The organism is Curtobacterium sp. MCLR17_059 (assembly GCF_003234665.1).
GTDB classification, from domain to species: Bacteria; Actinomycetota; Actinomycetes; order Actinomycetales; family Microbacteriaceae; genus Curtobacterium; species Curtobacterium flaccumfaciens.
The window spans coordinates 317,843-330,907 of sequence record NZ_QKSU01000001.1; the positions used below are offsets into that span (position 1 = coordinate 317,843).

The window sequence follows — 13,065 nt, forward strand, 5'->3', positions numbered from 1 at the left end:
GTCGGCCCGTGCGACACTCGCTCCGTGACCCCGACGAGGACCCGACCGCGACACGAACACCGGGCACCGGTCGCCGTCGCGGTGCTGGTGAACCTGGCGTTGAGCCTGTTCCTGCCCGACGAGGTGCTGTTCTTCCCGTCGTGGGTGGTGCCCGTCCTGGGCGTCCTGCTGCTCACGCCGCTCATCGTCTTCAACCCGCGGCGTCTGACGCGCGAGACCACGTGGTCACGGTGGCTGTCGTTCGCCCTGGCGGCCCTGCTCACCGTCGCCAGCCAGCTCACCGTCATCCGGACCATCACCGAGCTGCTCGGCGGCCACGCGGACGGTGCGGCCGTGCTGCTCACCGCGCTGCAGGTCTGGGTGAGCACGATCATCGTGTTCGGGCTCGTCTACTGGGAGCTCGACCGCGGGGGTCCGGTGGCACGGCGTCGCCCCGAGCTGTGGGCGACTGCCGAAGCGGACTTCCAGTTCCCGCAGGAGACCGACCCGAAGACCGCGGACTGGCGGCCGGTCTACCTCGACTACCTCTACGTGGCGATGACGAACATGATGGCGTTCAGCCCGACGGACACGATGCCGATGACCGTCCGGGCGAAGATGATCATGGCCTACCAGGCGCTCAGCGGGTTCATCCTGCTGGCGCTGGTCATCTCGCGCGCGGTCAACATCATCAGCTGACCACGGAGACGTGAACCATCGTCGCCATTGCACGTTCGATTCCCACGGTGGTGCCGAAGTCCTAGCGTTGCCGGATGCACCGCGACCCCTGGGAACGAGACCCCCGGGAAACAGAAATCCCCCCGCTCAGCGGGGGGATCTCGGGGTATGCACGTCGGTCCAAGCCCGACGCTCGTGCCGTCAACGCTAGGGCCTCGTCGTCAGGCAGTCAACCGAGCGCGTTGGAGCGTCTGGTCAGCCCTGCCCGACTCGCGACCTACCTCTGTGCCGCCGACGGTGATCTGGGCCGCGCGAGCGATCTGTACCTCTGGGCTGGACAACTGGCCGGGGCACTCCACGGCCAGATCGCGTTCGTCGAGATCGCCGTGCGCAATGCTCTCGACCTCCAGTTGACCGAGTGGAACGCCAGGAAGGGCAGCACGCCGGATTGGAGCACCGCGGGTGCAACGGTCGAACCGCTGTACGCGTTGCTTCGTCGGCAGCTGGCAGATGCCCGGAGTCGAGCTGCTCAAGAGGCATCAGACCGTCACGCGGAGCACCCCCGATCCGGCACCGTCCCGAGCCACGACGACGTCGTCGCTCAACTCATGTTCGGTTCGTGGGTCAAGCTCATCCGCCCGGTGTCCCGATCCGAGTCGCCTGCGCGCCAGCAGCTGTTGTGGGGTGCCGCGCTGTCTGCGGCCTTCCCCGGTGCGTCGTCGAACGACTCCAGCCGGCAGACGATCGGGCTCCAACTCGAGACGCTCCGCCGACTCCGAAATCGTGTCGCTCACCACGACAACCTGCTGCAAGTGGACGTCCGGCACCGGCTCAACGGCATGCTCGCCCTGCTTGCCAGCCTCGATCAGGACTACCCCGCGCTCGCGGCCGCCCGCAGTCCGTTACGGCGGCTCATCAAGGAGGACCCGCGGCGTGAATGGCAAACCGCGTGAAGGTCTTGCGCGCGTTGACCATGCGATCAACAATGGCGCATGGACGTCGTCACCACACCCTCGCTCCCGTCGCCGCTGCACGCCGACACCGGCGCACCCCGCCGGTCCCTCCGCGTCGCCCTCGTCCAGATGCGGTGGCTCCCCGACCCGGACGAGCACCTGGCCCAGCTCGCCGACGGCATCGCGACCGCCGCAGCGCACGGAGCCACCGCGGTGTTCCTGCCCGAACTCACGCTGCGCCGCTACCCCGGCGACACCCCGGCGAGCGGGACCCCGAAGGACCTCGCCGAGTCGCTGCAGGACGGTCCGACCGTCACCTTCGCCCGTGCCCAGGCGATCGAGCACGGGGTGTTCGTGCACGCCTCGCTGTACGAGCGGCCGGACGACGACGACCAGCCCGACGACCCCCGCGGCTACAACACCGCCGTCCTCGTCGCGCCCGACGGCACCCTGGTCGGCCGGACCCGGAAGACCCACATCCCGATCAGCGCCGGCTACCACGAGGACACGTACTTCCGCCCGGGGACCGACGACGATGCCTTCCCCGTGTACGAGCCGGCCGGACTCGGCGCGCGCCTCGGGCTGCCGACCTGCTGGGACGAGTGGTTCCCCGAGGTGGCCCGGTCCTACGGCCTCGCCGGGTCCGAGGTGCTCGTGTACCCGACGGCCATCGGCTCCGAACCGACCTTCACCGACTTCGACACCGCACCGATCTGGCAGCGGGTGATCGTGGCGAACGGCATCACGGCCGGGCAGTTCATGGTCGTGCCGAACCGGTGGGGCGACGAGGGCGACATCACGTTCTACGGCTCGTCGTTCATCTCGGACCCGTTCGGCCGCGTGCTCGTCGAAGCTCCCCGTGACGCGAGCGTGGTGCTCGTCGCCGACCTCGACCTCGACGCCCGGACGGAGTGGCTCCGGCTGTTCCCCTTCTACGTGACCCGGCGCCCCGACCTGTACGCCGGACTCGTCGAACCCGTCGACGAGGAACGCCACGCGTACGGCGCACGCGACGCGATCGACGCAGCCCTGGCCGTGGAACCGGCCACCACCGGGCCCGAGGCGCGCGCATGACGTGGGTGATGCCTCCCGAGACGGCTCCGCAGGAACGCACCTGGATGGCGTTCCCGCGCCCCGGCCTGACGCTCGGCGACGACGCGGCGAGTGCCGAGGCCGCGCGGACGGCGTGGGCGACCACGGCCAACACGATCAGTGAGCACCAGCCGGTCACCGTCGTCGTGGACCCGGTCGCAGGGGCGGATGCCGGTCGCCTGCTGTCGTCCGGCGTGGACGTGCTCGAGGCACCGCTCGACGACTTCTGGATGCGCGACATCGGCCCGACGTTCGTCGTCGACGACGTGACCGGTGCGCTCGGCGCCGTCGACTGGGTCTTCAACGGCTGGGGCGCGAACTCCTGGTCGACGTGGACGCGTGACGCTGCGGTCGCCGCCACGGTCGCCGGTGCTGCGGGAGCCACGCGGATCCCGTCGTTGCTCGTCAACGAGGGCGGTGCGATCCACGTCGACGGCGCCGGCACCGCGCTCGTGACGGAGACGGTGCAGCTCGACCCGCGACGGAACCCGTACGCCGACCGGGAGCGCGTCGAGCTGGAGCTGGCGCGCACGATCGGCGCCACGCGGGTGGTCTGGCTGCCCCGCGGTCTGACGCGCGACTACGACGGCTTCGGCACCCGGGGGCACGTCGACATGGTGGCGACCTTCGCGGATCCGGGCACGGTCCTGCTGCACGCCCAGCCGGATGCGGGCCACCCGGACCACCTGGTCATGCCCCAGATCCGGCGAGCGCTCGAGCAGGCGACCGACGCGACGATCATCGAGTTGCCCGCCCCGTCGACGCTGTCGGACGACGGCGGACCGGTGGACTGGAACTACGTGAACCACGTCGTGGTGAACGGCGCCGTGATCGCCTGCGCCTTCGGCGACCCGGTCGCTGACGACCGTGCCAGGGGCATCCTCGCCGAGGCGTACCCGGGCCGACGGGTGCGCTCGATCGACGCGAGACAGGTGTTCGCGCGGGGTGGTGGGCTGCACTGCATCACGCAGCAGCAACCGGTGACCTGAACCACTGCCGCGGTGTACAGCGGGTCCCGATCACCTGTACACCGCGGCCGGTCCGCCCACTGCCGACCCGTCGGTATGGTGCTCCGAACTGATCCGGGCGACGCTGCCCGGCCCGAAGAGCAGGGAAGTCACATGGCATCACCGATCGCGGTCACCGCGCCGGCAGCACCGGTGCGCGGCGGGTCGCTGAAGCGGAGCCTCGGGCTCTGGGCGATCGTCGGACTCGGCCTCGGCTACATGACCCCGACGGTCGTGTTCGACACCTTCGGGATCGTCTCCGAGCAGACCGACGGCGCGGTGCCGAGCGCGTACCTCATCGCCCTCGTCATCATGGCGCTCACCGCCATCAGCTACGGGAAGATGGTGCGCGTCTACCCCGCCGCCGGTTCCGCGTACACGTACGTCCGGGAGTCGATGCACCCGAACCTCGGCTTCATGGTGGGCTGGGCGTCACTGCTCGACTACCTGCTGCTGCCCATGGTGAACGCCCTGATCATCCGGCTCTACCTGGAGCAGGTGTTCCCGGGGCTGCCGCCGTGGGTGACCGTCGTCGTGTACACGGTGTTCGTGACGACGGTGATCTGCCTGTCGATGCGCGGCACGTCGAACCTCAACATGGTGCTGCTCATCGGTGCGGTCCTGGCGATGATCGCGTTCGTGGTCTTCACCGTCATCGAGCTCACCCACGGTGCCGGGGCGGGCACGATCGTCAGCGCCGAACCCTTCGTGCACGACGGCGTGACGATGTCGGCCCTGCTCACCGGGGCGACGGTGGTGTGCTTCTCGTTCATCGGCTTCGACGCCGTGACGATGTACACGGAAGAGGCGAAGTCGATCCGCATCATGCCGAAGGCGATCATGCTGACCGTCCTGCTCGGCGGCGCGATCTTCCTGGTCTCCGCCTACTTCGCCCAGCTCCGCTTCCCCACCAACGCACCGTTCGGCGAGTTCACCGACGACCCGCTCCCCCAGATCGGCCTGCTCGTCGGCGGCCCGGTGTTCCAGGCGGTCCTCGTGTCGGCCGGGTTCGTCGCCGCACTCGCCTCGGGTCTCGCGTCGCACGCCAGCGTCGCCCGCATGCTCATGGTGATGGGCCGGAACAACGTGCTGCCGAAGCGTGTCTTCGGCTACGTGCACCCCCGGACGCACACCCCGGTGTTCAACGTCGTCTTCGTCGGCGCGGTCACCCTGCTGGCGATGAGCTTCTCGCTCGACACGATCGCGGCCTACATCAACTTCGGCGCCCTCATCGCGTTCACCTTCGTCAACGCCACCGTGATCGTGCACTTCGCGATCCGGAACGGACGTCGTCACACGGCGGGCGACCGCTGGCGCTACATCGTGCTGCCGGGGGTCGCGATGCTCCTGACCGGGGTGCTCTGGTCGCAGCTCCATGCCGACGCCCTGATCGCAGGAGGAGTGTGGGCGGCGATCGGGTTCGTCTACCTGCTCGTCATCACGAAGGGCTTCCGGGTCGCACCGAAGGGCTTCGACGAGAACCAGCCCGTCACCGGTGTGAACAAGCAGCTGACCGACCAGGCCTGACCGGCCACCACGAGAGGACGCCATGTACGCCGTCACCGACCCCACCACGGGCACGACCCTCGAGACCTACCCGACCATCACGGACGCCGAGCTCCACGACGCCGTCGCAGCCGCCGACCGCACCCACACCGAGTGGTCACGGACGACGACGGTCGCCGACCGTGCAGCCCTGCTCCACCGGGTCGCGGACCTGTACCGGGAGCGGCACGCAGAACTCGCCGCCACGATCGTGCGCGAGATGGCGAAGCCGATCGACCAGGCGGAGGGCGAGGTCGACTTCTGCGCCGACATCTACGACTACTACGCCGACCACGCCGAGGAGTTCCTGGCCGACCAGCCGATCACCCTGGCGGACGGGTCCGAGGGGTCCGCGTTCATCCGCAAGGCCTCGATCGGCGTCGTGCTCGGCATCATGCCGTGGAACTTCCCCGCGTACCAGATCGCCCGGTTCGCCGGTCCGAACCTGGTCATCGGCAACACCGTCCTGCTCAAGCACGCACCGCAGTGCCCGGAGTCCGCCCTGGCCATCGAGCGGATCTTCCACGACGCTGGCTTCCCGGCCGGGGCCTACACGAACGTGTTCGCGACGAACGACCAGGTCGCCGACGTCATCGCCGACCCGCGGGTGCAGGGCGTCTCGCTCACCGGTTCGGCGCGCGCCGGTGCCGCCGTCGCCGAGATCGCCGGCCGGAACCTGACGAAGGTGGTGCTCGAACTCGGCGGCTCGGACCCCTTCATCGTGCTGTCCACCGACGACCTGGACGCCGTCGTCAAGTCCGCAGTCACCACCCGGCTCGAGGGCAACGGCCAGGTCTGCAACGCCCCGAAGCGGTTCCTGGTGGTCGACGGCCTGTACGACGACTTCCTGGCGAAGTTCACCGCGGCGATGTCGGCGGTCGAACCGACGGACCCGAGCGTGCCCGGTGCCGAACTCGGTCCGTTGTCGTCCCCGGCCGCGGCCGACCGGCTCCAGGAACAGCTCGCTGCCGCCGTCGCGCAGGGTGCGACCGTCGTCACGGGCGGCGACCGCCAGGGCAACGCCTTCCTGCCGACGATCCTGACCGACGTCACACCGGACAACGACGCCTACCGCGAGGAGTTCTTCGGCCCCGTCGCCGCCGTGTACCGCGTCGCCGACGAGGACGCGGCGATCGCCCTGGCCAACGACACCCCGTACGGCCTCGGCTCGTACCTGTTCACCACCGACGCCGACCAGGCACTCCGGGTCGCCGACCGGATCGAGGCCGGCATGGTCTACGTGAACATCGTCGGCGCGGACAGCCCGGAGCTGCCGTTCGGTGGCGTCAAGGGCAGCGGCTTCGGCCGCGAGCTCGGCCCCCTGGGGGCCGACGAGTTCGTGAACAAGAAGCTGATCCGCATCGGCTGACCGGCGCGGAGACGCCGGCGTCTCGCTGACGGGACGGCGTCCGATCAAGACGCCGGTGTGTTGCAGCGGGCCCACGACGGACGGGAGGCGCGGTGCAAGCTGGCACCGCGCCTCCCGTCCGCTCGTCGGTCGCCGCTCCCACGTCGCCACCGGAAGACGCCGTCGTCACGCTTCGACGCCGCGGAACGCGCGAAACGCCGCCGGATCCGGCGGCGTCTCGCTGACGTGGAGGCGTCGAGCGAACACGCCGGCGTCTCATGCCGCCGCGCCGCCGCTCCGCTCGTGGGTCGCCGCTACTGCTGCGGGTCGGCGGGCTCGCCGCCGGAGTCCGTGTCGCTGTCCTGCTGCGGGTCCTCCGTCGCGTCGCCCGTGGGCGACCCGTCCGGCAGGTCCTCGGTGTACTGCTCCTGGTCCTTCGTGGGGTCACTGGACCCGTTCGCTGCGTCACTCATGGCCCGGACGGTACGCGCGAGCGCCTGGGTACGTCAGTACCTGGACAGGTCACTCAGCCGTGATCCACCGAGGTGGTTACCGCGTCGCAGCGGCCTGCGGAACGACCGCCAGGATCTCCTCGGCGACCTCGCGACCGATGCGCACGGCACCGTCGACGTGCTGGTAGCCCTGCCCGGCCAGGTCGCTCGAAGCGAAGCGGATCGGACCGACCGCGGCACGCTGGTCGGCGCCGTAGCGGACGAGCCCGCCCAGGTCGAAGCTCGCCGCGTAGGCGCCGCGCGTCCACTCCTCGGTGCCCCAGTCGCTCTCGTAGTAGACGACCGGCGACAGGGCCTCGTCACCGTAGTAGTGCGCCAGCGAGGCGAGCACCCGGGCCCGCCGTTCCTCGGTCGACAGCGCGAACAGGTCGTCGGCGTGCTGGTCGGAGACGAACCCGACCAGGGTCCCCTGCTCGGAACCGTGCGAGGTGTTGTCGTACGCCTCGTGCACGACCTCGTACGGGCTGAACGCGGTGCCGGACAGGCCCGCCGCACGCCAGAAGGGACGGTCGTAGACGGCGTGCACCTTGATCACGAAGCCCATCGACAGGTGCTGGTGCAGCTGGTGCTGGCGTCGGGGCAACGGCGGCTCGTACGAGATCCGCGAGTACAGGGGCGGCGGGACCGCGACGAGTGCCTGTCGGGCGTGCACCTCGATCCCACCGTCGGCGAGGGCGACGACCCCGTCGTCGCTCCAGCGCAGCGTCCGGACCGGCGCGTTCAGGTGCACGTCGCCGCCGAGGCGCTCGGCGAGCCGCTCGGACACCTGCTGCATGCCGCCGACGACCCGCTTGTCCAGGATGAAGTCGGCGTCGACCAGGTTGGTGAAGCTGCCGGCGGACGCCGCCATCAGCAGGGCCTGCAGTGCGGAGAACGCGTGCGCGGGCTTGGTGAGCATGGCGCCGGCGATGAACAGCTCGACGTTGTCGGTCGCGACCCTGTCGGGGCTGAGGTCGTGCAGCCAGGCACGGAACGAGACCTCGTCGAGGGCGGCTGCGTCCGGGGTCTCCCAGGGGCGCGCCGGGTCGACCTTCGCGACGTACTCGTCGACGACGGCGACGAGCCGTTCGATCTCGTTCGCCGTGGCCTCGGGCAGGGGGAAGATGTCGCCGGTGTACTCGGTCCGGGTGCCGTCGGCGTCGATGTAGACGCTGGAGCCCTTGCGGTACCGGTCGTACGTCTGCAGCCCGAGCTCGTCGAGGGTCTCCAGCAGTGCGGTCTGGTCGGGCGAGACCCACTGCCCGCCGATCTCCAGGGTCACCCCGTCGATGTCGTTCGTCCAGGTGCGGCCCCCCACGCGGTCGCGGGCCTCGAGCACGGCGACCCGCAGGCCGGCAGCCCGCAGGCGGTTCGCGGCGGTGAGACCGGCGACACCGGCTCCGATGACGACGACGTCCTTCTCGATCATCGAGCTGCTCCTTGTGCGGTCGTGGTGCTGTCGGTGTGCCGGAACGGGTCCGGGGTGAGCGTGTACATGGTCTCGAGGTACTCGGCGATGCCCTCGCCGCCGCCCTCGCGACCGAGGCCGGACTGCTTCACGCCGCCGAACGGTGCCGAGGCGTTCGACACGACCCCGGTGTTCAGCCCCAGCATGCCGGTCTCGAGCCGCTCCATCAGGCGCTGCCCGCGTGCCGGGTCCTCGGTGAACGCGTAGCCGACCAGACCGTACTCGGTGTCGTTCGCGGCGGCCACGGCCTCGTCCTCGGAGCGGAACGTGCGGATCGCGAGCACCGGCCCGAAGATCTCGTCGTCGAGGATCGCGCTGCCCGGCTGCACGTCGGTCAGGACGGTCGGCGCGTAGAAGGTGCCGGGCCCGTCGACCGGATGCCCGCCGGTCCGGACCGTCGCCCCGCGCTCGACAGCGTCGGTGACCAGGCGGTGGGCCTTGTCCACGGCGCGGGCGTCGATGAGCGGCCCGATGACGACGCCGTCCTCGGTCCCCCGGCCGACCCGCATCGCGGCGACCCGTTCGGTGACCCGGCGCGTGAACTCGTCGGCGACGTCCTCGTGCACCAGGAACCGGTTCGCGGCGGTGCAGGCCTGGCCGGTGTTCCGGAACTTCGCGGCGAGCGCGCCCTCCACCGCCAGGTCGAGGTCGGCGTCGGCGAACACCAGGAACGGGGCGTTGCCGCCGAGCTCCATGCTCGTCCGGAGCACGTTCTGTGCCGCCTGGCCGAGCAGCGTCCGTCCGACCGGCGTCGAACCGGTGAACGACAGCTTCCGCAGGCGGGGGTCGGCGATCAGGGGCGCGGAGACGTCGGCGGCGTGCGTGGTCGGGACGACGTTGACGACCCCGGCGGGCACGCCGGCCTCGACGAGCAGGTCGGCGAACAGCAGGGTGGTCAGCGGCGTCAGTTCGGCCGGCTTCGCGACGACGGTGCAGCCGGCGGCGAGCGCCGGAGCGATCTTGCGGGTCGCCATCGCCAACGGGAAGTTCCACGGCGTGATCAGGAACGCGGGCCCGACGGGCTTGTGCGCGACGGTGGCGCGGCCGGTCCCCTCGGGGTTGGTGCCGTACGAACCACCGATGCGGACCGCTTCCTCCGAGAACCAGCGGAGGAACTCGCCGCCGTACGTCACCTCGCCGCGGGCCTCGGCCAGGGGCTTGCCCATCTCCAGCGTCATCAGGAGCGCGAACTCCTCGCGTCGCTCCTGCAGCAGGTCGAACGCGCGGCGCAGCACCTCGGCGCGCTGCCGCGGCGGCGTGGTCGCCCAGCCGTGCCGTGCGGCGACGGCAGCGTCGAGCGCCTTCCGGCCGTCCTCGGGCGAGGCGTCGGCGATGCGCAGCAGTGTTTCGCCGGTCGCAGGGTCGACGACGGCGAAGGTCGCGTCGTCGGCCGCCGGCTGCCAGACACCGTCGACCAGGAGGCCCGTGGGGACGCGGTCGAGCACCGCCTGTTCGGCTGCTGGTCCGGTGGCGTCGGGGACGCTGGGCCAGGCTGTCGCGGGGATGGTCGCGCTCACGACGCGGCCAGTCCGTCGAGGACGACGGTCAGGCCGTCGCGGAGCAGGTCGTCGTCGATCGACAGCGGCGGCAGGAAGCGCACGACGTTGCCGTACGTGCCGGCCGTGAGGGCGATGACCCCGTGCTCGAACGCGTACCGCACCACCCGTCCGGTGAGCCCGGGGTCGGGATCACCGGTGGCGGGGTCGACGAGCTCCATCGCGACCATCGCACCGCGGCCGCGGACGTCGCCGATGCGGGGGTCATCTGCCTGGGCGCTGCGCAGGGCGTCGAGCAGGACCGTGCCGATGGCTCCGGCACGCTCGACGAGTCCGTCGTGCTCGAAGGCGTCGATGGCCGCGAGGGCTGCGGCGCAGGCGATCGGGTTGCCGCCGTACGTCCCGCCGAGGCCACCGACGTGGGCGGAGTCCATGATCGCCGCACGCCCGGTCACGCCGGACAGCGGGAGTCCGCCGGCCATGCCCTTGGCGGTCGTGACGACGTCGGGCACGATCCCCTCGTGCTCGCTGGCGAACATCGCCCCGGTGCGGGCGAACCCGGTCTGCACCTCGTCGGCGATGAACACGACGCCGTTGGCGGTGGTCCACTCGGACAGCGCGGTCAGGAACCCCGGTGCCGGGACGACGAAGCCGCCCTCGCCCTGGATCGGTTCGATCAGGACCGCGGCGGTGTTCTCGGCGCCGACCTGCTTCTCGATCTGGCTGATCGCACGCTTCGCCGCTTCGGGCCCCGACAGCCCGTCGTGGAACGGGTACGACATCGGGACGCGGTAGACCTCGGGTGCGAACGGCCCGAAGCCGTTCTTGTAGGGCTGGTTCTTCGCGGTCAGCGCCATCGTCAGGTTCGTGCGGCCGTGGTAGGCGTGGTCGAAGACGACGACGGCCTGCCGACCGGTGTGCTTCCGGGCGATCTTGACAGCGTTCTCGACGGCCTCGGCCCCGGAGTTGAACAGCGCCGTCCGCTTCTCGTGGTCGCCGGGGGTCAGCCGGTTGAGCGCCTCGGCGACGGCGACGTACCCGTCGTAGGCGGCGATGGTGAAGCACGTGTGCGTGAAGGCCGCGACCTGCTCGGTGACGGCGGCGACCACGCCGGGGTGGGCGTTGCCCACCGACGTCACGGCGATCCCGGACCCGAGGTCGACGAACGAGTTGCCGTCGGCGTCGACCACCACGCCGCCACCGGCCGCGACGACCGCGATGGGCACGGCGACGCCGACCCCGGCCGCGACGGCGCCGGCCTTCCGGGCGAGCAGCTCCTGCGATCGCGGACCCGGGACGGCGGTGACGAGCCGTCGTTCCTGGGGCAGCGACGGGCCGCCGGTGGTCGCTCGGGTCGCGGACGCTGCGGTGGAGGACATGCCGCGATGGTAGGAGCCACCACCGCATACTCGTACTGTCCACGGCGTACATCGACCCCCAGGGGGATCGACCCGGTGGATAGGGTGACGGCATGCCCGCAACGCTGCGCTCCCTGCTGCACCGGCGTGAACTCCACCTGCGCCCACTCACGGACGCGGACGAGCACGCCCTCGATGCCCCGCTGTCCTGGCTGCACAGCTCGGACCTCGAGGACCCGACGCCGTTCCTCGCCGAGGGACAGGGGCTGCTCACGACCGGCACGCAGTTCGGTGCCGAGGTCGACGTGCGCGACGACGTCGCCGAGGCCTACGTCCGCCGGCTCGTGGACCGCGGTGTCGTGGCACTCGGGTTCGGCACCGAGGTCGTCCGCGCCGGCACCCCCGACGCCCTGGTCACCGCCTGCACCCGGCACGGACTGCCGCTGTTCGAGGTCCCCTACGAGACCTCCTTCATCGCGGTCGCGCAGGCCAACGCCGAAGCGGTCGCGCGGGACGCCAACGCGCGCGGCGCCTGGGCCCTCGCCGCGCAGCGCGCCATCTCCCTCGCCGCGATGCGACCGGACGGACTCGGCGCGACCATCGCCGAGCTGTCCCGGCAGCTCGACGGGTGGGTCGGCCTGTTCGACGTCTCCGGGCGGCTCGACCGCGGACACCCCGCCGACGGGCTGCCCGCCGCCGACCTCGACCTCCTGCGCACCGAGGTGCTGCGGCTGCTGCGCTCCGGGCAGCGGGCGAGCCTGCCGGTCGCCACGGACCGGGGCGTCGGGTACACCCTGCAGACGCTCGGCAGCGGCGGGCACCTGAGCGGCGTGCTCGCGATCGCGAACGGCGGAGCACTCGACCGGGCCGGACGCGAGGTCGTCACGGCCGTGATCGCCCTGGCCGGCCTCGCCCTGCAGCAGAACCGCGAGCTCGCCCGTGCCCGGGGACTCCTGCGGACCGGACTCCTCACGATGCTGTCCGTCGGCGAACCCGAGGTGGTGCAGGCGACGTCCCGCGAGGTGTGGGGGCCGCTGCCCGCCGAACCCGTCCGGATCGCGGCCGTCGACGTCCCCGACCACGACCTCGACACCGTGGTGGACCTGCTCGAACTGTGGGTGCAGGAGCGTCCGGGGCACCTGTTCTTCGCGGTCGACGACGCCGTGTTCCTCTGCGTGAACGCGGACGACACCGGGATCGTCGCCGAACTCGTCGACCGCTTCGACCTGCGCGCCGGCCTGTCCGACGGCGCCGCGTACCGGTCCTTCGGGCGCGCCCGCACCGAGGCCGTGCAGGCACTCGACCGACGTCGTGAAGGACGCCCGGGCACCACCGAGTTCGGCGACCTCGCCCGAGAAGGGGTGCTCGCCCACCTCGCCCACGTCGACGTGGACGCCGGTGCCGTCGCCCGCGCGTTCCTCGCCCCGCTGCTCGACCACGACCGCACGGCCGGCACCGAGCTCACGGGCACCGTCCGGACTTGGCTGCGGGAGAACTGCGAGTACGACCGCGCCGCAAGGGTCCTCGGCATCCACCGCCACACCGCCCGCGCCCGGGTGGAGCACGCCGGTCGGCTCCTCGACCGTGACCTCTCCGTCTTCTCGACCCGGGCCGACCTCTGGGCAGCCTTCGTGGTCGAGGGCGCGTGAC

The 13,065-nt window shown here is 71.2% G+C and carries 11 protein-coding genes; 7 read left to right on the forward strand and 4 right to left on the reverse strand.

All coding sequences use genetic code 11. The features are described 5' to 3' along the window. Positions 1-24 precede the first annotated feature (24 nt). From DEJ12_RS01595 to DEJ12_RS01620, 6 genes are all read left to right on the forward strand, one after another. Positions 25-678 (forward strand): DUF1345 domain-containing protein, encoded by a 654-nt coding sequence (locus tag DEJ12_RS01595; protein WP_111028820.1) that lies wholly within the window; start codon positions 25-27, stop codon positions 676-678. A 221-nt stretch (positions 679-899) separates the two neighbouring features. After that, positions 900-1,610, forward strand: coding sequence for an Abi family protein (locus DEJ12_RS01600; RefSeq protein WP_181433006.1), 711 nt, complete (start codon positions 900-902; stop codon positions 1,608-1,610). A gap of 39 nt (positions 1,611-1,649) precedes the next feature. Next, positions 1,650-2,684, forward strand: coding sequence for a nitrilase-related carbon-nitrogen hydrolase (locus tag DEJ12_RS01605; RefSeq protein WP_111028822.1), 1,035 nt, complete (start codon positions 1,650-1,652; stop codon positions 2,682-2,684). Beyond that, positions 2,681-3,691, forward strand: a complete 1,011-nt coding sequence (locus DEJ12_RS01610) for an agmatine/peptidylarginine deiminase (protein ID WP_111028823.1) — start codon at positions 2,681-2,683, stop codon at positions 3,689-3,691. Before DEJ12_RS01605 ends, DEJ12_RS01610 begins: the two co-directional genes overlap by 4 nt. A gap of 132 nt (positions 3,692-3,823) precedes the next feature. After that, a complete protein-coding gene (locus DEJ12_RS01615) occupies positions 3,824-5,236 on the forward strand; it encodes an APC family permease (RefSeq protein WP_111028824.1) in 1,413 nt (470 codons plus the stop codon). A gap of 22 nt (positions 5,237-5,258) precedes the next feature. Then, entirely contained in the window at positions 5,259-6,623 is a 1,365-nt protein-coding gene (locus DEJ12_RS01620) for an NAD-dependent succinate-semialdehyde dehydrogenase (protein WP_111028825.1), read from the forward strand. Positions 6,624-6,916: 293 nt separating this feature from the next. Here the strand turns inward: DEJ12_RS01620 and DEJ12_RS17910 are convergent, their stop codons facing one another. The 4 genes from DEJ12_RS17910 to gabT form a co-directional block, all read right to left on the reverse strand. Then, positions 6,917-7,075 carry a hypothetical protein gene (locus DEJ12_RS17910; protein WP_155896911.1) on the reverse strand — a complete coding sequence of 53 codons (159 nt, stop codon included), beginning with the start codon at positions 7,073-7,075 and terminating at the stop codon, positions 6,917-6,919. Positions 7,076-7,151: 76 nt separating this feature from the next. Continuing rightward, on the reverse strand, positions 7,152-8,522 hold the full coding sequence (locus tag DEJ12_RS01625) for an NAD(P)/FAD-dependent oxidoreductase (RefSeq protein WP_111028826.1): 1,371 nt from the start codon (positions 8,520-8,522) through the stop codon (positions 7,152-7,154). Beyond that, the gene (locus DEJ12_RS01630) at positions 8,519-10,006 is read right to left on the reverse strand and encodes an NAD-dependent succinate-semialdehyde dehydrogenase (protein WP_111029093.1); all 1,488 of its coding nucleotides are present in this window, start codon (positions 10,004-10,006) and stop codon (positions 8,519-8,521) included. Before DEJ12_RS01630 ends, DEJ12_RS01625 begins: the two co-directional genes overlap by 4 nt. 68 nt (positions 10,007-10,074) lie before the next feature. Then, the gene (gabT, locus tag DEJ12_RS01635; protein ID WP_111028827.1) at positions 10,075-11,436 is read right to left on the reverse strand and encodes a 4-aminobutyrate--2-oxoglutarate transaminase; all 1,362 of its coding nucleotides are present in this window, start codon (positions 11,434-11,436) and stop codon (positions 10,075-10,077) included. Positions 11,437-11,528: 92 nt separating this feature from the next. On the opposite strand from gabT, the gene DEJ12_RS01640 reads away from it, so the two are divergent. Continuing rightward, positions 11,529-13,064 (forward strand): PucR family transcriptional regulator, encoded by a 1,536-nt coding sequence (locus tag DEJ12_RS01640; protein ID WP_111028828.1) that lies wholly within the window; start codon positions 11,529-11,531, stop codon positions 13,062-13,064. Position 13,065: the final 1 nt, after the last annotated feature.